At 38.2% G+C, this 26,666-nt stretch carries 25 protein-coding genes and 1 tRNA gene; 15 read left to right on the plus strand and 11 right to left on the minus strand.

The features are described from left to right. The first annotated feature begins 58 nt into the window (after window positions 1-58). Window positions 59-1,297, plus strand: a complete 1,239-nt coding sequence (gene clpX / locus DUT68_RS03150; protein ID WP_113635702.1) for an ATP-dependent Clp protease ATP-binding subunit ClpX — start codon at window positions 59-61, stop codon at window positions 1,295-1,297. 101 nt (window positions 1,298-1,398) lie between these two features. After that, entirely contained in the window at window positions 1,399-2,262 is an 864-nt protein-coding gene (locus DUT68_RS03155) for an AMP nucleosidase (protein ID WP_198659523.1), read from the plus strand. Window positions 2,263-2,587: 325 nt separating this feature from the next. On the opposite strand, the gene DUT68_RS03160 is transcribed toward DUT68_RS03155, so the two are convergent. The 5 genes from DUT68_RS03160 to sppA form a co-directional block, all read right to left on the minus strand. Continuing rightward, on the minus strand, window positions 2,588-3,088 hold the full coding sequence (locus DUT68_RS03160) for a SixA phosphatase family protein (RefSeq protein WP_113635704.1): 501 nt from the start codon (window positions 3,086-3,088) through the stop codon (window positions 2,588-2,590). Then, entirely contained in the window at window positions 3,081-4,109 is a 1,029-nt protein-coding gene (locus tag DUT68_RS03165) for a glycosyltransferase family 9 protein (RefSeq protein WP_113635706.1), read from the minus strand. Before DUT68_RS03165 ends, DUT68_RS03160 begins: the two co-directional genes overlap by 8 nt. Before the next feature lie 6 nt (window positions 4,110-4,115). Continuing rightward, window positions 4,116-4,718, minus strand: coding sequence for a DUF4254 domain-containing protein (locus tag DUT68_RS03170; protein ID WP_113635708.1), 603 nt, complete (start codon window positions 4,716-4,718; stop codon window positions 4,116-4,118). Window positions 4,719-4,745: 27 nt separating this feature from the next. Further along, window positions 4,746-6,422, minus strand: a complete 1,677-nt coding sequence (locus DUT68_RS03175; RefSeq protein ID WP_113635710.1) for a DNA polymerase/3'-5' exonuclease PolX — start codon at window positions 6,420-6,422, stop codon at window positions 4,746-4,748. 131 nt (window positions 6,423-6,553) lie between these two features. Continuing rightward, a complete protein-coding gene (gene sppA / locus DUT68_RS03180) occupies window positions 6,554-8,320 on the minus strand; it encodes a signal peptide peptidase SppA (protein WP_113635712.1) in 1,767 nt (588 codons plus the stop codon). Between the two features lie 108 nt (window positions 8,321-8,428). Between sppA and folK the strand changes: the two genes are divergently transcribed. Both folK and DUT68_RS03190 read left to right on the plus strand, forming a co-directional pair. Beyond that, the gene (gene folK, locus DUT68_RS03185; protein WP_113635714.1) at window positions 8,429-8,920 is read left to right on the plus strand and encodes a 2-amino-4-hydroxy-6-hydroxymethyldihydropteridine diphosphokinase; all 492 of its coding nucleotides are present in this window, start codon (window positions 8,429-8,431) and stop codon (window positions 8,918-8,920) included. 12 nt (window positions 8,921-8,932) lie between these two features. Further along, entirely contained in the window at window positions 8,933-9,310 is a 378-nt protein-coding gene (locus tag DUT68_RS03190; protein WP_113635716.1) for an Hpt domain-containing protein, read from the plus strand. Between the two features lie 259 nt (window positions 9,311-9,569). Here DUT68_RS03190 and DUT68_RS03195 read toward each other — a convergent pair whose 3' ends face one another. Both DUT68_RS03195 and rho read right to left on the minus strand, forming a co-directional pair. Further along, the gene (locus tag DUT68_RS03195) at window positions 9,570-10,241 is read right to left on the minus strand and encodes a CDP-alcohol phosphatidyltransferase family protein (protein WP_113635718.1); all 672 of its coding nucleotides are present in this window, start codon (window positions 10,239-10,241) and stop codon (window positions 9,570-9,572) included. Between the two features lie 86 nt (window positions 10,242-10,327). Then, a complete protein-coding gene (gene rho / locus DUT68_RS03200) occupies window positions 10,328-12,109 on the minus strand; it encodes a transcription termination factor Rho (protein WP_113635720.1) in 1,782 nt (593 codons plus the stop codon). Window positions 12,110-12,503: 394 nt separating this feature from the next. On the opposite strand from rho, the gene pyrF reads away from it, so the two are divergent. From pyrF to DUT68_RS03225, 5 genes are all read left to right on the plus strand, one after another. Beyond that, a complete protein-coding gene (gene pyrF / locus DUT68_RS03205) occupies window positions 12,504-13,334 on the plus strand; it encodes an orotidine-5'-phosphate decarboxylase (RefSeq protein ID WP_113635722.1) in 831 nt (276 codons plus the stop codon). After that, the gene (locus DUT68_RS03210; RefSeq protein WP_113635724.1) at window positions 13,331-14,230 is read left to right on the plus strand and encodes a DMT family transporter; all 900 of its coding nucleotides are present in this window, start codon (window positions 13,331-13,333) and stop codon (window positions 14,228-14,230) included. Before pyrF ends, DUT68_RS03210 begins: the two co-directional genes overlap by 4 nt. 56 nt (window positions 14,231-14,286) lie before the next feature. Beyond that, a complete protein-coding gene (locus DUT68_RS03215; RefSeq protein ID WP_113635726.1) occupies window positions 14,287-15,582 on the plus strand; it encodes a DUF2851 family protein in 1,296 nt (431 codons plus the stop codon). An 89-nt stretch (window positions 15,583-15,671) separates the two neighbouring features. Continuing rightward, entirely contained in the window at window positions 15,672-16,337 is a 666-nt protein-coding gene (locus tag DUT68_RS03220) for a YceI family protein (protein WP_113635728.1), read from the plus strand. A gap of 657 nt (window positions 16,338-16,994) precedes the next feature. Next, window positions 16,995-17,213 (plus strand): PspC domain-containing protein, encoded by a 219-nt coding sequence (locus DUT68_RS03225; RefSeq protein WP_113635730.1) that lies wholly within the window; start codon window positions 16,995-16,997, stop codon window positions 17,211-17,213. Window positions 17,214-17,323: 110 nt separating this feature from the next. On the opposite strand, the gene DUT68_RS03230 is transcribed toward DUT68_RS03225, so the two are convergent. Further along, complete coding sequence (locus tag DUT68_RS03230; protein WP_113635732.1) at window positions 17,324-17,980, minus strand: ankyrin repeat domain-containing protein; 657 nt, start codon at window positions 17,978-17,980, stop codon at window positions 17,324-17,326. 523 nt (window positions 17,981-18,503) lie between these two features. On the opposite strand from DUT68_RS03230, the gene DUT68_RS03235 reads away from it, so the two are divergent. From DUT68_RS03235 to DUT68_RS03245, 3 genes are all read left to right on the plus strand, one after another. Beyond that, on the plus strand, window positions 18,504-21,131 hold the full coding sequence (locus DUT68_RS03235) for an FtsK/SpoIIIE family DNA translocase (protein ID WP_113635734.1): 2,628 nt from the start codon (window positions 18,504-18,506) through the stop codon (window positions 21,129-21,131). A gap of 19 nt (window positions 21,132-21,150) precedes the next feature. Beyond that, window positions 21,151-21,801 (plus strand): outer membrane lipoprotein periplasmic chaperone LolA1, encoded by a 651-nt coding sequence (locus tag DUT68_RS03240; RefSeq protein WP_113635736.1) that lies wholly within the window; start codon window positions 21,151-21,153, stop codon window positions 21,799-21,801. 88 nt (window positions 21,802-21,889) lie between these two features. Continuing rightward, window positions 21,890-22,654, plus strand: a complete 765-nt coding sequence (locus tag DUT68_RS03245) for an MBL fold metallo-hydrolase (protein ID WP_113635739.1) — start codon at window positions 21,890-21,892, stop codon at window positions 22,652-22,654. Here the strand turns inward: DUT68_RS03245 and DUT68_RS03250 are convergent, their stop codons facing one another. Both DUT68_RS03250 and DUT68_RS03255 read right to left on the minus strand, forming a co-directional pair. After that, on the minus strand, window positions 22,655-23,149 hold the full coding sequence (locus tag DUT68_RS03250) for a GNAT family N-acetyltransferase (RefSeq protein WP_113635740.1): 495 nt from the start codon (window positions 23,147-23,149) through the stop codon (window positions 22,655-22,657). Between the two features lie 70 nt (window positions 23,150-23,219). Beyond that, window positions 23,220-23,303: transfer RNA gene (locus tag DUT68_RS03255), tRNA-Leu, on the minus strand. Window positions 23,304-23,451: 148 nt separating this feature from the next. Here DUT68_RS03255 and DUT68_RS03260 point away from each other — a divergent pair. The 3 genes from DUT68_RS03260 to DUT68_RS03270 are packed head-to-tail and all read left to right on the plus strand — an operon-like array spanning window position 23,452 to window position 24,929. Beyond that, window positions 23,452-23,781 (plus strand): ArsR/SmtB family transcription factor, encoded by a 330-nt coding sequence (locus tag DUT68_RS03260; RefSeq protein WP_113635742.1) that lies wholly within the window; start codon window positions 23,452-23,454, stop codon window positions 23,779-23,781. A gap of 47 nt (window positions 23,782-23,828) precedes the next feature. After that, on the plus strand, window positions 23,829-24,302 hold the full coding sequence (locus DUT68_RS03265) for a DUF6428 family protein (RefSeq protein ID WP_113636285.1): 474 nt from the start codon (window positions 23,829-23,831) through the stop codon (window positions 24,300-24,302). A 9-nt stretch (window positions 24,303-24,311) separates the two neighbouring features. Then, window positions 24,312-24,929 (plus strand): low molecular weight phosphatase family protein, encoded by a 618-nt coding sequence (locus DUT68_RS03270; protein ID WP_113635744.1) that lies wholly within the window; start codon window positions 24,312-24,314, stop codon window positions 24,927-24,929. Here the strand turns inward: DUT68_RS03270 and DUT68_RS03275 are convergent. Next, on the minus strand, window positions 24,926-26,659 hold the full coding sequence (locus tag DUT68_RS03275) for a sensor histidine kinase (RefSeq protein ID WP_113635746.1): 1,734 nt from the start codon (window positions 26,657-26,659) through the stop codon (window positions 24,926-24,928). The two genes, DUT68_RS03270 and DUT68_RS03275, sit on opposite strands and share 4 nt — an antisense overlap. Window positions 26,660-26,666: the final 7 nt, after the last annotated feature.

A 26,666-nucleotide genomic window follows, 5' to 3' on the forward strand; every position in this document is an offset into this window, starting at 1 on the left:
TACAGTGAGAAATGTAAGCGTTTGTAAACTGCAAATTGAAAACTGAAAATTAAAAAGAATGGCTAGACAAGTAAGAGATTCGCATTGTTCCTTTTGTGGTACTCCAAAAAATGAAACATTGATGCTCATTGAGGGGTTGGATGCCTACATTTGCGACAAGTGTGTTAATCAGGCCAACGTTTTGCTTGCGCAAGAACTTGGTAATAAAAAAGGTAAGGCTTTTGATGATTCGTTCAAATTGCTGAAACCTGCTGAAATTAAACAGCACTTAGATCAATACGTAATTGGTCAGTTTGATGCAAAGAAGGTACTTTCTGTAGCGGTGTATAATCACTACAAACGCCTTAGTCAGAAAATTGATAAAGATGAGGTAGAGATTGAAAAATCGAATATCATGTTGGTGGGAGAAACAGGCACAGGTAAAACTTTACTGGCTAAAACCATTGCTAAAATATTGCACGTTCCTTTCTGCATTGTTGATGCTACGGTACTTACCGAGGCAGGTTATGTGGGGGAGGACGTGGAGAGTATCCTTACGCGGTTACTTCAAGCAGCTGATTATGATGTAGCTTCTGCAGAGCGAGGAATCGTTTACATTGATGAGGTGGATAAAGTAGCTCGTAAAAGTGATAACCCTTCCATTACTAGAGATGTAAGTGGTGAAGGTGTACAGCAGGCTTTACTTAAAATTTTAGAAGGTACGGTTGTTAATGTACCGCCACAAGGTGGTCGTAAACATCCTGATCAAAAGATGATTGCCGTAAACACCAATAACATTTTATTTATTTGCGGCGGCGCATTTGACGGTATTGAACGAAAAATTGCCAATAGGTTGCGTACAACCGCTGTAGGTTACAAGGTGAAAAAAGATGAGGTTGATTTGGATTTGAAGAACCTTTACAAGTACATCACTCCGCAGGATTTAAAATCATTTGGTTTAATTCCAGAATTGATTGGTAGGGTGCCAGTACTAACGCATTTAGAGCCATTGGATAAAACTGCATTAAGAAACATCCTTACCGAGCCTAAAAACTCTTTAATTAAGCAGTACGTGAAGTTGTTTAACTTCGAGAATGTAGAGTTAAAGTTTGATGATGAGGTATTAGAATTCATTGTGGATAAGGCAATGGAATACAAGCTTGGTGCTAGGGGCTTAAGATCTATTTGTGAATCGATTATGTTAGACGCCATGTTTGATACACCTTCTGAAAGTGATGTGAAAACGTTGGAGATTACACTCGACTATGCAAAAGAGAAGTTTGAAAAAGCCGACTTTAAAAAGCTGAAAGCCGCATAAAGAATTGAAAATCCCGACTTGTTCGGGATTTTTTTTAAACACAGGTTTTCGGATGATACACTATCAATTAAAAACATTAAATTTAAAAAAAGGAGAAATATATGAATGAAGAAAAAGATGTAAAAAAAGATGAAACATTAGTAAAAAAAGCCAAAAAGGTAAAAGAGGTGGAAACGCCAGTGAGAAAGGGGTTAAAAACTAAAGAGGACATCGTTAAAAATTGGTTGCCACGTTATACCGGTCGTCCGTTAGAGGAGTTTGGCCAGTACATTTTGTTAACCAACTTTAGCAAGTATGTAGCATTGTTTTCTGAGTGGAATGATAACGCACCTATTTACGGTTTAGATAAGCCGATGCAAAGCGTAACGGCAAATGGCATTACCATCATTAACTTTGGTATGGGTAGCCCTTTGGCAGCAACAATGATGGATTTACTGACCGCTATACAGCCAAAAGCAGTATTGTTTTTAGGTAAATGTGGTGGTTTGAAAAAGAAGAACCAAATTGGCGATTTAATTTTACCTATTGCGGCTATCAGAGGCGAGGGAACTTCTAACGATTATTTACCTGCTGAAGTGCCGGCATTGCCTGCGTTTGCGCTACAGAAAGCAATTTCTACAACCATTAGGGATCACTCTAGAGATTATTGGACGGGAACTTGTTACACCACCAACCGTAGGGTTTGGGAACATGATAAGGAGTTCAAGAAATATTTGAAAAGTTTACGTGCTATGGCCGTAGATATGGAAACAGCTACCATTTTTACTACAGGTTTTGCTAATAAAATTCCAACTGGTGCAATTTTGTTAGTGTCTGATCAGCCTATGATTCCAGAAGGAGTAAAAACTACCGAAAGCGACAGTTCTGTAACTGTGAACTTCGTTGAATCTCACCTAAGAATTGGAATTGATTCGCTGAAACAATTAATCAACAATGGATTGACGGTTAAACACCTTCAGTTTTAGATATCACTTGTCATTCTGACGTTAGGAGGAATCTGTCTTCAAAATGGAGCGTTATAGATTTCTCACTGCGTTCGAAATGACAAAACTAAAGGTAATTTTTGCAATCCAATACATTTTATCCCACTTGTCATTCCGACGTTAGGAGGAATCTGTTTTCTAAATGAAGCGTTGTAGATTTCTCACTGCGTTCGAAATGACAAAACTAAAGGTAATCTTATCAACCCTGTTTTATCCCACTTGTCATTCCAACGTTAGGGGAATCTGTAATTTAAATGGCGTGTTATAGATTTCTCACTGCGTTCGAAATGACAAAACAATAGGCTTGTTAATCTAAGCCGCTTTTCGGATAATCAAACAACACTAAATCTCCCGTGCCTCTACTTACTAACGTCCAATCATCGAACTGGAAATCAATTATAGCCACACTACACGTAGGCATGTCGGAGATTTGTCCCTCGCTTAAATAATTGAGCAAATCAGTTAAGCCAGGGTTATGGCCAAACAATGCGATTCGGTCGAACTGATTATCAAGTTGATTTACGACACGTAATAAAGTATTGGTAGTAGCTTCATAAATTGATGGTTCAGTTGTCAACTGAGCGGCATCAGTTTGCCAGCCTGCTGCAAAATATTTAGCCGTAGTAATTGCTCTTAATGCCGGACTACTAACAACGGCTTCTGGCTTAATTCCTTTTGCAATTAAACGTTCTACCATTTCGGGTGCATTTTTGTGTCCACGTGGGTTCAGCGGACGGTCAAAATCTTTTAAGGTGAAATCTCCCCAATCAGATTTTGCATGCCTTACTAGGATTAACTGCTTAGCCATTTAATTTTTCATTTATTTTGTCGATAACCATTTCTGGGGTAATCATTGCTATACATTCCTCAGCGCCACATAGGCAGGGTTTGTTTCCGTATATGGAATTTGGGCGGTTGGGATGATCAATTTGCAAACAATCGTTAATGGATTGCCCATAACCTAGGAAACCTGCATAAGGATGTGTTGGTCCCCAAATAGAAACTACCGGAGTTCCCACTAAAGATGCCATGTGCATTCCAGAAGAATCCATGCTTAGCATCAAATCTAAATGGGAAATGATGTCCAGCTCTTCATTTAGGTTAAATTGTTTGATGGTATTAATTAACGTTGGAAATTGTTTCGTCCAGCCCTCTGCAATACCAAACTCTTTATCACCGCCGCCGAAAATGAAAACTTGATAGCCTGACGCAATTAGTAATCCAATTACCCGTCCCATTTTTTCAAGTGGGTACATTTTATAGCTATGCTGGGCAAAGGGGGCAATTCCTATTTTTTTTACATCATTTTTAAAAAAAGATAAGGCTTTTTGTGGTAGCTGACGCTCTTGCTTGTGGAGTTGATGGCTTAATTGAAGTGGCAACTGCAGCGCTCTAAATACATCTGCGTAGCGTTCAACAGTAAGTTTAAGGGGCTGCAGTATTTTATTAGTAGTTCTGGTAAGTGCCTTTTTCTCGGCACGTCCTTTGTCAATGCGTTTAATTTTTACCCCCGCTAATCGGAAAAACAGAGATAAAATCCTACTCCGAATGTTGTCATGCAAATCTGCTACGGCAACAACCTTGTAGTTACTTAACTCTTTAAATAGTGTGTATAACCCTAAAAAACCTTTGTGCTGTTCTTTTGGGTAAATAGGGTGGAAGCTAACCTGATTGATGTTGCTAAAAAATGGTTCGAAATTTTTTCTGCTCACCATCAACACTTTCAGCTGTGGGTTTTGCGCTGTTAATTCCTTTAACACCGACGCCACCATAGCTACATCGCCCATGGCGGAAAAGCGTAAAACAACAAGATGCTCAGCGGCTGACATATGAAACTATGCTTTATTGTACAACACCGGGTTTAAAGTCGGATCGTTATACATTTTCATTTGCTTGTACACCTTCATGTACTTATTGCCTGCTGCAATATCTTCTAACAACTCGTCAATACTTTGTGAAAGATCTTTGCGTTGCGTTAACAATACATCCAATTTATTTTGGCAAGTTGCTTTGTGTGCTTCAGTTGCAGAGGGTCTGTTAACCTCTTCCTGCATGTGAAATATTTTGAGCGCTAAGATAGAAAGCCTATCTATAGCCCAGGCCGGACTTTCGGTGTTTACCGTTGCATTGGCATTAGCCGTAACATCTTTAAACTTCTCTAAAAAATAGCTATCAATGTACTCCACCATATCTGTGCGGATTTGGTTTTGCGCATCAATTCTTCTTTTCCATTGTAAACCTTCCGCTGGATCAATTTGAGGGTTTCTCACCACGTCTTCCATGTGCCATTGGGCGGTATCAATCCAATTTTTTTGATAAAGCAAATGTGCTATGCTGTTACTTTCGTAAGGATTGGCAATTGGATGGTCAATCTCATCAAATTGATGGTAATCTATAATAGCTTGGTTAAAAACCTGGTTGGCTAATTCACTAATCATGTACAAAGATATTTTTTTACTGGAAGATTAAGGTTTTTTGCTTTCAAAAAAGGCACTGATTTGATTTAACGAAAATGCATTCAAACATTTTTCTGCAGTCAAACCACCTTTGCGAGCTACTAAAATACCATAGTTCATGTCCAAAAATCCTTCCTTTCGGTGGGCATCTGGATTGATAGCTAATAATACGCCCTTCTCCAAAGCATAGCGATGCCAGCGCCAATCTAAATCCAAACGCAGGGGATTTGCATTTATTTCGATCACTACGCTGTTTGCAGCACAGGCGTCTATCACTTTCTTGAAATCAATATCGTATCCCTTTCTGCTTAACAATAATCGTCCGGTTGGATGCCCCAAAATAGTAGTGTATGGGTTTTCAATTGCTTTAATCAATCGTTCAGTAGCTTTTTCCTGAGTCATTTTCAATTGACTATGTACGGAAGCCACCACAAAATCAAAGGTTTTTAAAACAGCTTCATCATAATCTAGTGAACCATCATATAAAATATCACTTTCAATACCTTTGAAAATTTTAAATGGCGCAAGCTTCACATTCAATTCATTGATTAATTGATGTTGTGCATAAACACGTTGTTCATTCAATCCGTTGGCGTAAAAAGCAGATTTAGAGTGGTCGCAAATACCTAGATACTCCAAATTCAACACATCTTTACAATAAAGCGCCATATCTTCTAAGGTATGTACCCCATCGCTCCAGTCGGAATGGTTATGCAAGCTTCCTTTTAAATCTGCATGATCAATTAACTGAGGTAGCTGATGCTGTTTTGCCAATTCAATTTCGTCCAAATCTTCTCTCAGTTCCGGTAAAATGAAGTCTAAACCAGCTTTTTGATAAATTTCTTCTTCGCTATTAAAAAGATGATCTCCCGCCAATTCCAAAACTTTATTAACGTGGTTGTCACTTCCCGTTAGCCTAAAATAATCAAGGTAAAAGTTAGATTTTGGAACCACAAAAAGTTTTACGTTAAGCCCACTTTCAGTTTGTGCCGTAAAGCAATTGGTAGCTGTTTCTGCAAAAGCAAGTTCGTAAGTAGTTAACTCTGTAGCAATAATGTCAGTGTTTTCCGTGCCGATAATGAAAACTGCTTCTTCAATAATTTCACAAAGCCTCCTGTACTCACCGGCAATACCCAGTAAAGCATCATCTTCTACTTTGTTGAGCCAAGTAGCTAAGCTTTCCTGCAACTGTAATATCAGTGGTTGAGCTTTGGCATATAAAAATTTGCCGTCAGCCGCCATTTTAAACTCAATAATCTTCTTGATTTCTTCCTGAGTTTTTAAGCCGAAACCTTTTGCCTCAATCAAGCGGTTTTCGTTACAGGCGTAGTAAAGTTCGCCTATGCTTTCTATCTTTAGATCGTTCCAAATGGTCGCTATTTTTTTCGGGCCAATTCCCTTAATGGCAAGCATCTCAACAATGCCAGGCGGCGTTTGTTCCAGCAAAGTTTCCAGTTCACCAATGCTTCCTGTTTCCAATAGTTCAATTACCTTGGCGGCAATGCTTTTTCCTACGCCATCCACCTTGTCTATTTCACTTGTGGGTTTGCTCGCTAGCGCAAAAGGAAGTTTATCTATTTTAAAAGCGGCGTTAGCTACAGATTTTACTTTAAATGGATTTTCATTATGAAGTTCCATTAATTGCGAAAGTAATCTTAACGTTCGGGCTATTGGTTTATTTTCCATTAAATAAGTTCAGGTATCAGGAATCAGGTGTCAGAAATCAGGTGTCAGGTATCAGTAATTAGGGATTAGGAATTAGTTATGCAACAAGTACTGCAAAGCTAATTCCTAATTATTCCAGTGTAAATCCGGGATTATTTGATTCGGATGTCATAATCCATACGAGCTTGGATTCCGGTGTTGCTTATTGCCTTTTTCATTTGTTGGTAAAGGATATAGTTTTCACCGAACTCTTTTTTAGCATAGTAAGCACTTACATTGTCTTTAGCCGAGCTTAGGAATTCTTTCCAAGGATCAATTTTTTCTGGATACTCTACTACTTTATAATCGCTTAGCTTTGCTTTTTTCGCTGCAGATGCGATGGCATAGTCGAAGCCGCCTAATTTATCAGCCAAGCCATTTTTTACCGCTTCTTTACCAATCCAAACCCTTCCGCCGCCTAAGCTATCCACTTGGGCTTTGGTTTTCTTTCTTCCATCAGCTACTTTGCCAATAAAGGTATCGTAAGTTTTGTTAACGCCTTTTTGGATAATTGCTCTTTCAGCAGGAGTTAAAGGACGGTTAACACTCATGATATCAGCATATTCACCAGTTTTCACGCCATCAAACGTAATGCCCAGTTTATTGTTGAACATGTTTTGCAAGTTAGGGATGATACCGAAAACACCAATAGATCCAGTGATGGTATTTGGTTGTACAAAAATGCTGTCTGCGCCACAGCCAATGTAATATCCGCCAGATGCGGCAACATCACCAAAAGAAGCAATTACAGGTTTTACCTTTTTGCTTAAAATCATTTCTCTCCAAATCACGTCCGAAGCCAAGGCGCTGCCACCTCCAGAGTTTACACGCAAAACAATTGCTTTTACGTCATCATCTAATCTTGCTTTTCTTATTGCTCTTGAAATTCTTTCGGAACCAATTTGTTCGTCAGAGCCCTCGCCACCTACAATATCGCCATTGGCATAAATTACAGCTACTTTATCCTTTGAACTACTTTGCCCCTGTGCCGGTAGGCTTTTGATATAATCGTTAATGCTTACACTATTGATATCTTTTTTCTTATCTGTACCAGTAATATTTCGCAATTCATCCAAAACTTCATCTTTATATTTTAACCCATCAACCATTTTATAGGCCAAGGCATCTTTAGGAAACTGAACTTTGTATTGGTTAGCAATTTGATACAAGCTGTCTTTTTCAATTTTGCGAGATTCGGCAATGCCAGTTAAAAATGTATCATACAAGCTACTTACATAAGCGGTTACTTGTTCGCGGTTGTAATCGCTCATTTTGGTGTTGATAAATGGCTCAACAGCACTTTTATAATTGCCCACACGGATAATTTGCGCTTCGATACCTAGTTTTTCCAAAGCACCTTTGAAAAACATCAGCTCTGAGCTAAACCCCTTAAAAGTTAGTTCGCCTTCTGGATTTAGGTAAATTTTATTGGCTGCCGAAGCTAAGTAATAAGCACCCTGCGAATAAGTTTCACTGTAAGCGATAACCGGTTTTTTGCTTTTTCTGAAGTCTAAAATCGCATTTCTAACTTCAAGCATGGTTGCCATGCCAGCATTTGGCGCACTTACATTGATATAAACGGCTTGAATATTATCGTCGTTTTGTGCTTTTTTAAGCGCTCTTGCTACATCATTGAAGCCTATGCTTTTATTACTTGAGCCGCCAAACAGCTGTCCAAAAGAATTTTCGGGGGTACGCTCAGTAATGGCCTGGTCGAGGTTGAGATATAACACCGAGTTCTTTTTTACTACGGTTTCGGTTTCACTACCAACCGAAGCAATCATGCCTATAAAAATAACAAACCCGATAATGCCAAGCACTACAGCTGAAATTACGATGCCGACAACAGTGGCAAAAACATATTTGAAAAATTCTTTCATAAGTTTAAATAAGCTTTAATTTGTAAAGATAAAAAATGCATTGTGATATCATGCGTTTAAGCTGTTCTACTGATAAATTATTTGATTTCAAACAACAAAGCGATATAAATGTTAGAGCAAAAAGAGGCCTATTTGTTACTGGGCACCAATATGGGAGATAGGGATAGCAATCTTCAGCAAGCTATAGCGTTAATAGAAAGTGAAATTGGAAATGTTATTGCCGCCTCAAGTGTTTATGAAACGGCGCCTTGGGGTAAAACCGACCAACCGGGATTTTTAAACCAGGCGGTAGGGGTGAAAACTGCGTTGCTGCCTTTGGAGTTATTGCAAGTAATGCTTGATATAGAGAAGAAAATGGGCAGGGTACGGCTCGAAAGATGGGGAGAACGTTTGATAGATATCGATTTGATATTTTACGGCGAAGATACCATTTTAAATAATGAAGAGCTTAGCTTACCTCATCCGGAGATGCATAAACGCAGATTTGTGTTGGAACCCTTAAATGAAATAGCGGCAGATTATATTCATCCTGTTTTTAAGGAAAAAGTTTCGAGCATTTTGACTAACTTAAGCGACGAATTAACAGTGCAAAAATTATAACCAAATATAACGATGATCGATCCAGTTAAAAGCAAAGCAGATTTAGACTTGAGCTATTTGAAGGAAATGTCGGGCGATAGCGCAGAATTTATGATAGAAATGTTAGATACTTTGGTGGAACAAATCCCAATGTATTTAGATGACCTACAAAAAGCGGTAGATGCAAAGGACTGGAAGGCGGCATCGGAATTTGCACACAAGGTGAAACCAACGTTTTATTACGTGGGTAGGGATGATATGAGAGATTATATGCAGGTGATAGAGCGTAATGCTAAAGAAGGAGTGAACTTAGAGGCAATCCCAGCGGCACTAACCGAAATTAAAGCAGAATTGACTGTAATTTTAGCTCAGGTAGCCAAGTCGCGTTCTGAGTTGGAAAGTCAATTGTAACTGGTTATTTTTTAACCTGATTTCTTTTGTTATTTATTTGATTTTCAAAAACATAGTGTATTTTATAGCTAACCGACCCTGATTCCGAACATTCGGGACAAGGTGCCTGCAAATTGGCGTTTCGTCATACTGTCCCGAATATTCGGGATCGGTATCAGTTTTTAAACCCAATTATCAATAATCGAACTCGGGTTTCTAATAAATCCTAATAATTGCTAAGCTTTCGGAAATGAGCTGTTGCTATAGTGATGTTGAAATCCTACTTTTTTCTGAAGTAGGCAAAAGAAAAGCCGATATATAAAATTAATATCACCGGCAAGGCCACAAACTGTTGCCAAGCAAATAATGCAAGCGACAAAATCATAAACACAAACTTGATTTTGTTTTCGCTCCATTTCAGGCTGCTGAATTTTAGGGAGAAAATTCTTATTTCGCTTACCAATAAAAAGCTACTCAAAGCAGTAATGGCTGCGAGTACAAACCAATTACCTAAAATTTGTGGATGATAATCAGCTACGTAAGGAAGAGATACAATGAACAAAGTATTCATTGGTGTATTTAGGCCAATAAAGTCAACCGTTTGTCTGGTATCGGTGTTAAATTTAGCTAGCCTTAAAGCGGAGAAAAGTGTAATTACAAAACCAAGATACGGCAAATAAGCATTTGGCGCATCACTAGCTTTAAATAAATGAAACATGATGGCACCAGGTAAAAAACCAAAACTCACTGCATCTGCCAAAGAATCTAACTCCTTCCCAATGCCATTGGTAATTTTTAAGGCTCTCGCTGCCATCCCATCAAAAAAATCAAATATGCCTGATAGGATAACGAAATATGCAGCAGATTTTAAGTCGCCATTGAAACAAAATACAATACCGATACAGCCCGAAAATAAATTGGCGCAGGTTAAAGCATTTGGGAGGTTTAACATTGGTTTGTTAAGGTTATAGGTGTTACGTTATACGTTTTTGAGTCGCTCAAACTTACAACTTTAAAACGTATAACGTAAAACTTTTACTATCCGTTCATTCCTAAAAGGAACTCTTCGTTATCTTTTGTGCCTTTAATTTGAGCTTGGATCAACTCCATTGCCTCTTGACTGTTCATATCTGCCAAGTGGTTACGTAAAATCCAGATACGCTGTAAGGTTTCTCTATCTAGCAATAGGTCGTCTCTACGTGTACTTGATGCTGTAATATCGATAGCAGGGAAAATACGTTTGTTAGCCAATTTACGGTCTAACTGAAGTTCCATGTTACCAGTACCTTTAAATTCTTCGAAAATTACTTCGTCCATTTTAGAGCCTGTTTCAGTTAAAGCAGTAGCTAATATGGTTAAAGAGCCACCTTTTTCAATGTTACGGGCAGCACCAAAGAAACGCTTAGGCTTGTGTAAAGCATTAGCATCAACACCACCTGATAAAATTTTACCTGAAGCAGGTGCAGTAGTGTTATAAGCTCTTGCTAAACGAGTAATGGAATCTAATAAGATCACCACGTCATGACCACACTCAACTAATCGTTTAGATTTTTCAAGCACGATATTGGCGATTTTTACATGTCTTTCAGCAGGTTCATCAAATGTAGATGAAATCACCTCAGCTCTTACACTGCGTGCCATATCCGTTACCTCTTCAGGACGCTCATCAATCAGTAAAATGATTAAATAAACTTCTGGATGATTTTTAGCGATAGCATTAGCAACCTCTTTTAGCAAGTTGGTTTTACCTGTTTTAGGCTGTGCTACAATTAAACCACGCTGACCTTTACCAATTGGAGTAAATAAATCCATGATTCGGGTAGAATGATTGCCGCTCTCTACAAATAAATCCAGTTTTTCGGTTGGGAAAAGTGGAGTTAAGTAGTCAAAAGGAACACGGTCACGTACATCAGCTGGTACACGTCCGTTAATGCTGATTACCTTAACCAAAGGAAAATATTTTTCGCCTTCTTTTGGAGGACGGATACTTCCATTTACGGTATCTCCGGTTTTTAAACCAAAAAGTTTGATTTGAGATTGAGAAACATAGATATCATCAGGTGATGATAAATAGTTATAATCAGCAGACCTTAAAAAGCCATAGCCATCGGGCATAATTTCCAAAACACCTTCATTGGTGATGGTATTATCGAAATCCAAGTTGGAGTAACTGGTTTCGTTTTGCTTTTGGTTGTTATTGCTGTTATTATTATTGTTATTGTTGTGGTTTTTCTGCTGGCGATTATCCTCTCTTTGCGGTCTTTCCTCTTTTGCAGGTTTGTCTTCTTTAGCCGGGCGCTCTTCTTTAATTGGGCGCTCTTTTGCAGTTTTTTCTTCTTTTAAAGGAGCTTCATCAATTACAATTACCTCGCCTTGTGGCGTGTTTACTTTATCTTTTGGAATGCGCTCCCTTTTCGATTTTTGATTTTTTAGTTTGTCGGCAATGCTCTCTTGTTTTGATAGATCTTGTCCGGTAACCAAAGCAATTGCTTCAAAATCAGGAGTAGGCAGTTCAATTTGGGGTTCATCAAAAAGGGTAGGCTTTGCTGCTTTTTCCTTTTTTTCTTCCACAACAGGAGCTGCTTCTTGATTATTATCTTTTATGATACGTGTTCTTTTTCTGGCAGGTTTTTCTTGAGCAGCTGCTTCACTAGCAGTTGCTACAGCAACTGGAGTTGCTGTGGTAGTATCTTGTTTTTTCAGAATTTCTTCGATTAAGTCGTTTTTACGTAAATCGCCTGCATTTTCAACACCATTCGCTTTCGCTAACTCACGTAGTTCGGCGGTAAGCTTTTCAGTTAGTTCTGTTTTGCTAAACATTTATATTTTGTCGTGAATTTTTTTAAGGTTTTACCCAAATAATACAACCAAAAAAGGGCTTAAAAGATTTAAGAAATTTTCTCGCTAAGATTTTTTCGGAAGGTATTCAGATAAACTTTCTGGGAATTATGGCACAAGTGTAGGAAAATGGAATCTAATCTGCAAGATATTTTTTAAAAAAGTTAATTTATTTCAACAGCATCTATGATATCAGAAATTAAATAAGTAGGTAGATATATGGTAATTACAAACGATAATTTCGAGCCTTAATCAGCTACTACTTGCTTTTTAGCCCAACCATTCGCTACGAGGATACTTCGTTTTTTACTGACAAATTCAGTCACAAAATCAACTTTTATTCCCATCTTTGCAACATTTTAAAATCCTTTCGAAAATGAATAAGCAGCAGCTTTTTGAACAAATTCAACGTAAAAAGTCCTTTCTATGCATCGGTCTTGATCCAGTTTTGGATAAGTTGCCTAAGCATTTATTGAAATATGAGGATCCAATACTTGAGTTCAATAAGCAATTGATTGATGCCACACATGATTTGTGCGTAGCCTATAAACCAAATACTGCATTTTACGAAACAAGAGGCGTAAAAGGATGGGATACGTTGGTAAAAACTTGGCAACATTTTCCAAAAGATGTTTTTACTATTGCCGATGCCAAGAGGGGTGATATTGGTAATACTTCTGCGATGTATGCTGAAGCTTTTTTCAATGAACAAAGTTCGGGGATGAGTTTCGATTCAGTAACGGTAGCGCCTTACATGGGCGAAGATTCGGTTTCGCCGTTTTTGAATTATCCAGAAAAATGGGTGATTTTATTAGCATTAACTTCTAACGCTGGAAGTAAGGATTTTCAAGTGAAGCAGAGCGAAGATCAGAAGTTGTACGAGCAGGTAATCAGCACTTCATCAAAATGGACGGATAGCAACCAAATGATGTACGTAGTAGGAGCAACCAAGGCTGAGGAATTTAAAAATATCAGAACGCTAGCACCAGACCACTTTTTATTGGTGCCGGGTGTTGGAGCGCAAGGCGGAAGCTTAAGTGCTGTTTGCGAATTCGGTTTGAATAAAGAATGTGGCTTATTGGTAAATGCTGCACGTAGTATTATTTATGCAAGCAATGGCGAAGATTTTGCTGAGAAAGCCCGAGAAGAAGCCCTAGCGTTGCAACAAGAGATGGAGCAGATTTTATTGTCTGCTAATTTGATATGAGTGCAAAACGCGATGTGAAGTTAATCGTGGCATTATTTGCCATTGCTATTGTTTGGGGAACTACCTACTTGGGAATTCGTGTTGCGGTGCATACCATTCCAGCCTGGTTTGTAGCTGGGTTGCGCCAAGTGGTAGCGTCAGTTATACTACTTTCAATTTTACTTTATCAGAAGCAATTTAAATGGATTGGCTGGAAAAGTTTGGGCCGACAAATTTTGGTAGCCAGTTTAATGATCATCATTGCCAATGGTATGACCACCGTTGCCGAGGAAAGTATTCCAAGTGGATTAACGTCGTTGCTTACGGCGCTTTCTCCCATTGTAGTTTTTTTGGGAAGTGTGGTGTTTGGTTTGCAAAAACCTAGCTTAAAGGGATTTATTGGTGTAGTGGTAGGTTTTAGCGGGGTAGCCTTTATTTTTAGGGATGGTATAGGCGATATATTAGATCCTAACTATAAAACCGGAATTACTTATTTAGCAATGGCTATTTTAGGTTGGGCTGCTGGAACTATTTACACCAAAAAATATACGCACAAAAGCAACCACATCTTTCTGGATTTATTTTATCAATTTGCCTTTGCGGCAGTTGCTCAGCTTATTATTGCCAATATTGTTTCTCCTAATACGTCTTTTAGCGATTGGTCGTTGCAGAGTTTAGGCGCAGTAGTTTATTTAGGTGTCTTTGGGTCAGTGGTAGGATTTTTCTGCTACAATTATGCCTTAAAAAAAGTAAGTGCTACTGAAGTTTCCATTTTGTCTTATTTCAATACCATTATCGCTATATTTTTAGGTTGGTTGGTACTTAATGAAACAGTTACTTACGATTTGCTAATTGCCACAGTGCTCATCATCCTAGGGGTCTTCATCACCAACTACAAGAAAAAAGAAGCAAAATAAGTACTCTTTTAAGTTTTTAAAAGCTAATTTGAAGAGATTAATCGCTAATTTCAAGCATGCAGTTTCCAGAGGAGTTTTTACATTTTGTATGGCAATTTAGGCTGTACGATCAGCAGCAGTGCCAAACTATTGATGGCAAGCCCTTGCAAATACTGCATTGCGGATTTCCTAATAAACATGCTGGTCCTGATTTTACAACTGCTAAAATTATAATAGATGGTACCACTTGGGTAGGGCAAGTGGAAGTTCACCTCAAATCATCAGATTGGCATGGGCATCAACATCAGCAAGATATGGCATATGATAATGTGATTTTGCATGTGGTTTGGGAACATGACAGTGAAGTTAAGAGATCAGACGGAACTGTTTTGCCTACCTTGGCCTTGAAAGACAAAATTGCTTCATCACTATTTGATAACTATCAAAATCTAATCACCTCTGCCAACAGTTTCCCCTGCGAAAACCAAATTAATACAGTGGACAATTTCGTCATTGGTAATTTTCTATCGAGAGTTTTGGTAGAACGGATGGAGGATAAATGTGCGGAGGTTTTTGAAAGATTAGCGCAATTAAACGGTAATTGGGATGAAACATTTTATCACTTTGTGGCCAAAAATTTTGGCTTTAAGGTGAATGCCTTGCCTATGCAGGTGCTAGCGCAAAGCCTGCCACAAAACTTATTTGCCAAGCACAAGGATCAATCATTACAAATTGAAGCTTTAATATTTGGGCAAGCTGGTTTTTTGGGACAGCGCTTCGATGAAGAGTATCCTAATTTGCTAAAAGCGGAATATGCCTTTTTAAGTAAGAAGTATGGCTTAAATCCTATTGATGTTTCACTTTGGAAGTTTTTGAGGATGCGGCCGCAGAATTTTCCGACGTTAAGATTAGCGCAGTTTGCTGCACTAATTGTGAAATCTAACCACCTGTTTTCCAAAGTGCTCGAAGTCAAAAATGTGAAGGAACTCCATTTGCTTTTTGATTCATTGCCAATCCACCCATTTTGGCAAACCCATTACCATTTTAATAAACTGGCGGATAAGGTAGCTACGCAGTTAGGTAAATCTTCGATCGATAACCTCTTAATTAATACCGTTGCCTTATTCCTGTTTGCTTATGGGAAATACACAGGGCAGGCTAATTTCCAAACCAGGGCTTTTTATTTGTTGGAAAGCATCCAGCCTGAGCAAAATAATGTAATCTCAAGTTACTTTGATGCGGGTGTAACCGCCCAAAATGCCTTTCAAACGCAAGCATTGCTGCAGTTACGAAAGAAATATTGTGATATGAAACGATGTTTACATTGTGGAATTGGCTTAAAACTTTTAAAAAATGATGGGCTAAATTCTTAACATAGATCAATAGAAATAAGTTCCTTGGAGTTTAATTTTGCACTGCAAATTCATAAGCAAATTAACCTTTAATCATCAAAAAAATAAAAATGAGAAAATTACTTTTTGCGCTACCGGCGCTATTTCTATTGGCCTCTTGCGGAGGATCATCGAGCAATACGGCAACAACCAGCGAGCAAGCTGTTGCTGAACAAAAAGGCGAAACATATACTATTGATACAGCAACCACTGTTGTTGATTGGAAAGGTACTCACAAAGGAGGTTTAGCACCACGTTGGGGTAAAATTAAAGTGACCTCCGGAACTATTTCTGTTGAAAAAGATTCAGTAAATGGTGGCGAGTTTGTGGTAAATATGAGTTCACTTCAGGTTGATCCTGCATCGGTAACGGAAGAGGGGAAAAAAGCTGCTGATCTTGAAGGCCATTTGAAAAGTGCAGACTTTTTTGATGTGGAGAAAGCGCCAACTGCCAAATTCGTAATCACTAAAGTAGCTCCTTATGTTGCTACAGCAGAGGCAAGTTTAATTGCTGATCCAAATTACTTAATCAGTGGAAATTTAACACTAAAGGATAAAACGTTAAACGTTACTTTCCCTGCCAAAGTTCAAGTTACGCCAACATCGGTAACGGCTTCGGCTAAGTTTGTAATTGATAGAAGCGCTTGGGGAATTAATTATAAAACAGAAGGTAGCCCTGAAAACTGGATGATTTCAAAAGATGTTGAAATTGGCCTAACGCTAAATGCGAAGAAATAGGTGCTGAATTATTGTGAGTCCAGATTAGGTACTTTTGAAATTCTATAAAAATTTCAATTAAGCGTGTTTTTTTAGCTCGCCGCCGCTAGGCTCTTACTTTTTTCATGATTTGTTTATTTTTTTTGTATTCAAGCTTTCGCTATGCTCAGGTTTGACCGCAAAAAGTAACAAAAACTCTCGGTTGCTTATTTATTCAGCATCATTTTGTTTTCAATTGTTTTCATGCTTGCTTTGCAGGTTTCTTTCAAAGAAAGTGCTTTGGCTTATTAGTGCGTGCCGAAAAATAAGAGACCGAAAATTAGCTGAACGTAGGTTTGAAGCGCTATCGCTAGCAAATAGCATAATTCTCTTATCCCCAACTCACATTATTTAATAATCTTTGCAGCTCGACATATTACGTCGGGCTGTTTGTTTTTATGGGCTATTGTTCTAATTACAGAAAACAACGGTATTGCTCAAATTAATGATGCGGTTAAAGCCTTTGTCTCCAACATCTTCGGCTTGCTTTCTTTCAACCTATGCTAAACTTATCATTTTAAATTGATAGGAGATTGACTTGCGTTGTGATGATTTAATTTGAGCAGCATCTCCAAAAAAATGAATAATTCTTGGTTTATAAGTTAATTTTGTAAATTAGAGTATAAAATCAAGTCGGATATGTTTCAGCGTATAGTTACTTTTTTTGAGCAGCGTAGTTTTGGGGTATCGGCTTATTTGGCCAACAAACTTGATATGAGTACTGCAAAAGTGAGGTTATTCTTTATTTATTCCTCGTTTTTGGCTGTAGGTTTTCCTATTCTTTTTTATGTTTTGGCTGCGGTTTTTTTAGATATCAGGACTTACATGAAGCGGGTAAGATCTAAAGTTTGGGAATAGTACGTTGTAGGTTATAAGTGGTAAGTTCTGCGTGTGTCAGTTAAGTATATACGAATTTCTTAGCTTAATTTAATGCAGTTTTTTACTTTCCACTTTTGCCTTTAACTTTATTAGTCGTCGTCTCTTAATATTTCTGCAATTTCATGAAATCCTTTTTCTGCGGCTAAATCGGCAGGTAATTTACCTCCTTCCATGCGTAAACTTACTTCTGCACCGTGTTCTAGCAATAAAATAATGAGTTCGATATTACCCAATTGGGCGGCACTATGCAAAGGAGCTACCCCTGATTTTTGGCAAACGTTAGGGTAAGCGCCGGCATCTAACAATACCTTGGCTACATTAAAATTGTTGGCAGCCACAGCAGAATGGATAGGGAAAACGTTAAAGCCATTTTTGCTTGGCAGGTTTACATCGGCACCTTTGAGCACTAAAAAACGAGCAATTTCTTCGTGACCGAAATAACAAGCTAAGCCCAGCGGCGTAAATCCATCTACAGAATATTCATTAACAGCACGTGGATTTTTGAAAACTAACAGAGTCACATCATCAAATTTTCCTATTGCACATGCATCGAAGATGTTGAGCTCAGGCATAAATTCGGCAATGGCATTGGCAATGTCCATTTTTTTATAGTAGCAGGCCAAAAGCATTGGCGAAATTTGGTGCGAAGTAACTTGTGTAGCTAACTGCGGTTTCTGAGTCAACAGCGCCACAATTTCATCTAGCTGATTGTTTTCTATATAGGTTTCAAGTTGCGTAATGTCCATTTTTAAAATTTAGTTTCGCCGACAGGTTAAAATAACGAAATTTAATTAATATTAGAAAAGCGCAAATTAATTAGTTTTTAAAAGCAATGGTAAGTGCCCGATGTAAATAAAAAAATCCTACCCAGTAGTGCTGCGCAGGATTTAACTAAAATAAAAAACCTATATAAAATAATTGTTTATATGTTTTAAGACTTAGCAGGAGGCCAAAGGTTTAAAACTCAATAGTTATAGACTAAGATGATTTCTACCTGACTTCGATTGACCCTGATCCCGAACATTCGGGACAGGGTGAGGGCAAATTGGCGTTTCGTCATGCTGTCCCGAATGTTCGGGATCATTATCAGTTTTGAGAGCTAATTAGCAATCGAACTCGGGTTTCTAAAAATAACTCGATTTTTTAGAGGCAAGTTTTAGAAGTTTACTGCGTTTTAAAGAGGTAAGTAAAGCGCTTACAGTTTAAATATCAAACATCACTAAATTTAAACAGTTTCTTTATATTTGTTCATTAATATTAAACGATACGATGTCGGTACGGGGAAATTCATTTAAATCCAATTCTTTCAAACAAAATGCTGAGCAAGGTAAAGGTGGGCAGAAATCTAGTGTTAGGGAACCCCGGGTAAAAGCCGAGTATCTTCCAACATTTAATCTTCAGGACGGTAGATTGGTAAAAATCATTGGGTTGTTTTTTGTCATTTTATCCATTTACTTTTTGGTAGCATTTACTTCTTATTTATTTACTTGGCAAGAAGATCAAAGCTATGTGATAGACGCCAATGGTGGTTGGAGTAACCTGTTTAAAAGTGTAGATGAATTAAAGCAGAGTGGGGTAGAAGACCCTATTGTGCAAAACTGGCTAGGTAAAATAGGTGCGTTGTTATCACACCAGTTCATTTACGAATGGTTTGGCGTAGCATCGTTCCTTTTCGTGTTTGTGTTTTTCGTGATAGGCTATCGCATGCTTTTTAAAGTGAAAATTTTTGCTGTTGAAAAAGTGTTAGCCTATAGCTTTTTCTTTTTGTTATTTATTTCTTTAGCCTTCGGGTTTGGTCATTCATTTTTTGCCAAAACGCCACATTTTTTAGAAGGTGAATTTGGTTATTGGAGCAATAAACTGTTAGAAGTTCAGATTGGCAGAACTGGAGTGGGTGGTTTATTGGTGTTCTTAGGGCTTTCGGTATTAATCATTGCCTATAATATCGATTTTAAATTGCCGGAAAAACAGCCAGCACCGAATCCTCGTAGGATTATAGAGCCAGAAATCCCGGAAAATATAGCGTTAGAAGAAGAAAGCAAATCAGAACCTGTGGAGTTCAGCTTAAATGATCGATATAAAAATCAGCAAAAACAGGAGCAAAATATTGTGCTTACACCAAGTCGTTTTGAGCATAAAGCAGAGGAGGAAGAAGAGCGTTCCAGCTTGCCTTTGGCTACAAATGTATTGCTAACGCCCACGGTAACAGCTGCTGCAGCGCCTATCGTAACTTCCGCTGCTGATACTTTAGCATCGGCTATGCCAGCAATGGAAATTACGCCAACGCCAAAGGAAGAAACCCAAATAGAGGAACCTGCTTTTACGATTGAGAAAACAGAGGAAGATATTAAATCCGAAGATTTGGTGGAACAATTTGGTAATTACGACCCCACCCTGGACTTGTCGAATTACAAATATCCTCACTTAGATTTAATGGAAAATTATGGCTCTAATAAAATTGCGGTAAACGCAGAAGAGTTGGAAGCCAATAAGAATAAAATTGTAGAGACTTTAAATCACTACAATATCGAGATTGATAAAATTAAGGCGACTATTGGTCCAACGGTAACGCTTTATGAAATTATACCTGCTCCTGGTGTTCGAATTTCGAAAATTAAAAATTTGGAAGACGATATTGCCTTGAGCTTGGCGGCGTTAGGAATCCGTATTATTGCTCCAATGCCAGGCAAGGGTACAATTGGAATTGAAGTGCCTAACTCTCACCCTGAAATGGTGGCGATGAGAAGTGTGTTGGCTACGGAAAAATTTCAGCAATCTAATATGGATTTGCCAATTGCCTTGGGTAAAACCATTAGCAATGAGGTGTATATCGCAGATTTAGCGAAAATGCCCCATTTGTTGGTAGCGGGTGCTACTGGACAAGGTAAATCGGTGGGTATCAACTCAATTTTGGTATCACTGCTTTACAAAAAACATCCTTCACAATTAAAATTGGTGTTAGTTGATCCAAAGAAAGTGGAGTTAACTTTGTTCAATAAAATTGAGCGCCACTTTTTGGCTAAATTGCCTGGCGGAGATGATGCCATTATCACTGATACTAAAAAGGTAATCAACACGCTCAACTCGCTTTGTATCGAGATGGATCAACGATATGATTTGCTGAAGGATGCGATGGTGAGAAACCTTAAAGAGTACAACGAAAAGTTTATTAAACGCAAATTAAACCCGAATAATGGTCACCGCTTTTTACCTTACATTGTTTTGGTAGTGGATGAATTTGCCGATTTAATTATGACCGCCGGTAAGGAAGTGGAAACGCCAATTGCCCGTTTAGCGCAGTTAGCTCGTGCTATTGGAATCCATTTGGTTTTGGCTACACAACGCCCTTCGGTAAACGTAATTACAGGTACCATTAAAGCTAACTTCCCTGCCAGATTGGCGTTTAGGGTACTGTCAAAAATAGATTCGCGTACTATTTTGGATAGTGGAGGTGCTGACCAGCTGATTGGTAGAGGAGATATGTTGTTAGCAACTGGAAGTGACTTGATTAGGCTACAATGTGCCTTCGTGGATACACCAGAAGTTGATCGTATTTCAGATTTTATTGGTAATCAACGTGGTTATTCAGAAGCATATCAATTGCCAGAATATATTGACGAAAATGGAGAAGGTTCATCTACCAAAGATTTTGACCCTAATGACAGAGATCCGCTTTTTGAGGAAGCAGCACAGCTTATCGTGTCTCATCAACAAGGATCAACGTCTTTAATTCAACGTAAAATGAAGTTGGGTTACAATAGGGCAGGACGTATTATTGACCAACTGGAGGGTGCAGGAATTGTTGGTCCGTTTGAAGGAAGCAAGGCTCGTGAAGTTTTAATTCCGGATATGTATGCTTTGGAACAATTCTTGAACAACCTTAACCAAAAATCGTAAAATTAGAAGTTTAGATAAAATGAAAAAAGTAATAGTCGCATTATTAACGTTAAGTGTTTTTAGCACAGTAGCTCATGCTCAAACAGATCCAAAAGCAAAGGCTATTTTAGCTGAGGTTAGTAAGAAATACCGTTCGTATGATGTAGTGAAAACAGATTTTACTTTTACCTTGGATAACAAACAGGCTAAAGTAAAAGAAACTCAACAAGGTACTTTGTATGTAAAAGCAAATGCTAATAAATACAAGGTAGCCATGACTAACCAAGAATTAATTAGCGATGGTAAAGTACAGTGGACTTACCTTAAACAAGATAAAGAAGTTCAGGTTTCTAATGTAGATCCTAGCGGAGAAGCTTTAAATCCGGCCAAAATTTTTACTATCTACGAAAAAGGATTTAAGTACATCTACACAGGTGAGCAAAAAGTAGGAAGCAAAGTTTATCAAATGATTGATTTATCACCTACGGATATTAAAAAGAATGTATTTAAAGTACGTTTAAGCATTGATAAAGCTGCAAAACAAATTGCAAACATTGTAATTTTCGAAAAAAACGGAAATACTTACACTTACAATGTAAAAACATTTTCGCCAAATGTGAAGGTTCCTGAAACTACTTTTGCCTTTGATGCGAAGAAATATCCTGGAGTGGAAGTAGTTGATTTGAGATAATAGCAGATAAAATTATAGTAAAAGAGGGTTTAAGTTTTAGCTTAAGCCCTTTTTTATTAGATTTGAAAATCACATAATTGCTATTGATTTGAAGGTAACTTTTTTAGGTACGGGTACATCACAAGGCATACCAGTTATTGGTTGTGGTTGTGCGGTATGCAAATCTGCCGACAAAAAAGATAAACGTTTGAGGGTTTCTGTTTGGATACAAACGGATGATAAAAGCATTGTTATTGACAGTGGCCCCGATTTCCGTTACCAAATGTTACGAGCTGGAGTTACAGATTTGGATGCGATACTTTATACTCACGAACATAAAGATCATGTGGCAGGTTTGGATGATATTAGGCCCTTCAATTACATTTTAAAAAAGCGCATTGATATTTACGCAACTGAAAGGGTTCAAGAAGCCTTAAAGCGGGAATTTCAATATATATTTTCGGATGTGAAGTATCATGGCTTGCCCCAAATTGATGTGCATACCGTTAATGATGAACGTTCTTTTCATGTTGGTGAAACTAAAATTGTTCCGTTTGAAGTGATGCATTACAAGTTACCTATTTTGGGATATCGGATTGGTGATTTTACCTATATTACTGATGCTAAAACCATAAGTGAGGCTTCCTTTGAAAAGATTAAAGGAACAAAGGTTTTAGTGCTCAATGCGTTGCAGAAGGAGAGCCACATTTCACATTTCACCCTATCAGAAGCAATAGCATTTGCGCAAAAAGTAGGTGCCGAACGTACTTTTTTAACTCATATTAGCCACAACTTGGGATTACACGAAGAGGTTAGTAAAGAATTGCCCGCTAACATTCAACTTGCTTACGACGGGCTTAGTATCGATTTGTAGTTAAGCCTGTTCAGTTAAATTGAGCACCATCCAAAGTGTGCAGGCATAATGCCCAGAACATCCCATTGGTTGATCCAGTTTTTTAAAGCCAGCTTTTTCATACATGCCTACTGCGGTAGAAAGCTCAGGAAAAGATTCTAAGTACACGCTTGTGTAGCCCATCGTTTTAGCCGATTCAATACTTTTTTCCATCAGTAACTTGCCTAAACCTTTGCCTCTTGCCTTGGATGAAAGATAGAATTTAACCAATTCCACACATCCTTTTGGTAAGCCTTCAGTTGGATAAATGCCACAACCACCTAATAGTTCACCATCCTCTTCTGCTAACCAATAAATCGCACCTTCAACGTCAAAGAGCTCATAAAGCGCATCAGTGGTTGGGTCAGTGTAAACGGTTCCCGGTTTATCGATTTTAAATTCTCTAAATACTTCGCGGATCAATTCTGCGATTACAGGATTGTCAGCCTTCGTCAAATTTCTAATCGTGATAGCCATAAACAGTAGGTTTTAGGTTGGAAGTTTAAAAAAATAAAGCCTCGGTATTACCGAAGCTTTAACGTTAATGTGCCCAGAAGCAGATTCGAACTGCCACGCCGTTGCCAGCGCCACCCCCTCAAGATGGTGCGTCTACCAATTTCGCCACCTGGGCATCTTGATGCTGCAAATATATCATTTGCAATGAAAAAAATATGGATTTATTGAATTGTTTTTAATGCTGAGCTAACGCTAATGTCATAAAATGAAATGTATTTTGATTTTTAAATCTATCATCGTAATATTGCGATATATTATTTGAATTGGGAACTACTAAAACAGAAATATTTAACGAACAGCAAAACAGGCTAGCAAGTGTGTTAAAGGCTTTGGCACATCCAGCTAGGATAGCCATTTTGCAGTATATCGTGAAACAAAATTCTTGCATTTGTAATGATTTGGTTGACGAGTTGGGCTTGGCTCAAGCTACCATATCACAGCATTTGAAAGAACTTAAAAATATCGGAATCATTAAAGGCAATATTGAAGGAACAAGTATTTGTTACTGCATTGACAGCCAAAAATGGAACCAAATTAAATTAGAATTGGATTTGTTTTTAAAAGAGGTTGAAATTCCTAGCAATTGTTGCTAAAATTTTTTGGGTTAATTCATCGTAATATTACAATTAAAAAAATCGATATGAGATTATCAGCTATCAAAGAAATTTTGCCACACTTAAATGAAGTGGTTTTTGAATTAGAGGACGGAACTTTAGTCCCACATCATTTTCACGTTACTGAGGTAGGGCAAATCACTAAAAACTTTATTGATTGCGGTGGCGTAATTAGAAGTGAAAAGGTGGTTAACTTCCAACTTTGGAATGCGGATGACTACGATCACAGGTTGAAGCCGGTAAAGTTATTGAATATCATTCAGCTATCAGAAGAAAAACTGGGGATAGAAGATGCCGAAATCGAAGTTGAATATCAGTCGACCACTATTGGGAAATATGATTTGACATTTGATGGAACAAAGTTCATCCTTCAAAATAAAACTACGGCCTGCCTAGCTCAAGATGCTTGCGGTATTCCAGCTGAAAAGCCAAAGGTAAATTTAAGTAATTTGGTTGCTAAGTCAGCAAATAGCTGTACTCCAGGCGGCGGCTGTTGCTAATCAATTAACATGTATCAGGAAATTATCAATACTTTAAATGGCGTTGCGCTCCAACAATTAAGTACGGAGCGCAAAGCTGTTTTACAACCGTTAATTGATTTTGTACAGGGGAAAGTCAATGCTGGCGAATCAGTAAATCTTAATTTTATCTGTACGCATAATTCAAGGCGTAGTCATTTGAGTCAGGTTTGGGCACAGGTGGCCGCTTATCATTTCAATATGTTTCAGGTGAGTTGCTATTCAGGCGGTACAGAGGAAACGGCATTGTTCCCGTTTGTGGCAATTACATTGCAGCAACAAGGCTTTGAAATTTACAAATTGGCGGAAGCTGGCAATCCGATTTATGCTATTAAGTATGCAGCAGACCGAGTTCCAATAATTGGTTTTTCTAAACGATTTGATCATCCGTTCAACCCGTCATCAAACTATGCTGCTGTAATGACCTGCTCTCAGGCTGATGAGGGTTGTCCCTATATCGCGGGAGCAGAAAAAAGAATTGCCGTTATATTTGAAGATCCGAAATTGGCCGATCATACTCCTCAACAAGCAGCGGTGTATACCGCCAGAAGTTTGCAGATAGCCGCAGAAATGTACTACATTTTTTCCACGGTTGCCAAAGCAAACTAACTGTGTGCGATTGGTAAAGAAAAGCTGAAAGTGCTACCAACACCTAGCTCACTTTGTACTTCAATTTTTCCGCCTTGCGCTTCAATAAAATCTTTGGAAATGCTAAGGCCTAGTCCAGAACCAGATTTGTGCTGACCATCTGTTGGTACCTGAAAGTAGCGTTTAAACAAATCATTTTGGTACTGATCTTCAATTCCCTTTCCGTAATCCGTTACACTAAAGTACAGCATGGAGTTATTTATCCTGATATTGATGTCAATTTTTGATTGGTTAGCGCTATACCTGATGGCATTGCTCAGTAAATTCACCAAAACCCAAGCAGTTTTTTCCTGATCTGCAACGAGAGGAGGGAGCACTGTTGGTTTGTTAATTCGAAGCTCAATTTGTTTTTCCTGCAATTGTACACTTACGGCATTGGTAGCATAGTCCAATATCTCCGTGGCATTGCTTTGCTGTACGTTTAGCTTAATATTTCCTGTTTCTACCTGTGCCAAATCCAAAAGCTCTCCGGTAATTTTCAATAGCCTATTTGCATCATCCTGAATGTGTGCAATCATGTGTTTTTGCTCTGTATTGAGATCTCCAATTCTGTTATCTTCCAATAGTTTTAAACTCATTTTTATGGATGAAATTGGCGTTTTCAATTCATGGGAAATGGTAGCCATAAAGTTTGTTTTTGCTTGGTCAAGCTCCTTGAAATCGGTGACGTTTTTTAAGATGAAAACCTTTCCTGCGGTTCTCTTAGTAAAGCTGATGGCATTTTCATCATCAGGTATTTCCGGTATTTCAATATCATTAGAAGTTACACTGAAATAATTTGGTTTTTGTTGAAGTACGATTTCCAGCAAATCAGCATTTTCTTTTGTAACAATGGTTTGGAGCAAGCTATTTTTTGAACTTAAATCTTCGATGTTTTTGCCTAAAACCGCTTCAGGTTTTAAGTGGAGTAGCTCAGCTGCTAAATCGTTAATGAAAATTAAATTGCCTTTGTCGTCAAGTCCAAAAACGGCATCTTGCATTTGCTGGATGATTGTTTCTATACGCTGTTTTTCCGATTTCAGTTCGGCCACGTTACTGTTTTCCCATTGGTCTAGCTTTTTCGCCATGTCATTAAATGCATTTGCCAACGTCGAAAACTCTTCTGTTCCTTTAAAATGAAGTCTTTGCTTGTAGTTCTTTTTACCAATTTCTTTGATTCCATCTAGCAAGAGCGCTAGTGGGTTAGCAATAAAACCTGGAAAGCTCAGGATGAAAGTAAAAAGGATCAAAAAAAAGATGAAAGCAGCCAACCCCAAATACAATGTAGCTTGTGCCACAGTTTGTTCTGAGCGCTGACTTTTACTGACTATCGCTTGCATATTCAAGTCTTCAATCCGATAAATAGCAGATTTGATTGTCGATAGCTCGGTAATTTTTTTCGTAGCGGTAAAGCGTTGGTAAGCACTAGCAAGTTCTTTAACTGCTACTGCTTCGCCCTTTTCGGTAATGTTTTGCTCCTCCTGCACCAGTAACTTTTCAAACGCTTTTTGTGATGCAGTGCCAGTCAGGCTGTCCTTATCCATCAATAAACGCATGGCTTTGGTATATTGTAGCGAGTGGTTGTTATCCTTTAAAATTAAAGCTGTGCTTTCCGCAATGCGATTAATTTGAAATAAGGAAATAGCGCCAAATGCAATGAGCATCAAGAATAAGAAACCGATGCCTAATCTGAGTTTTGTTTTTAGCTTCATGGCTTTT

It is taken from the genome of Pedobacter zeaxanthinifaciens (genome assembly GCF_003313335.1).
Lineage (GTDB): Bacteria > Bacteroidota > Bacteroidia > Sphingobacteriales > Sphingobacteriaceae > Pedobacter > Pedobacter zeaxanthinifaciens.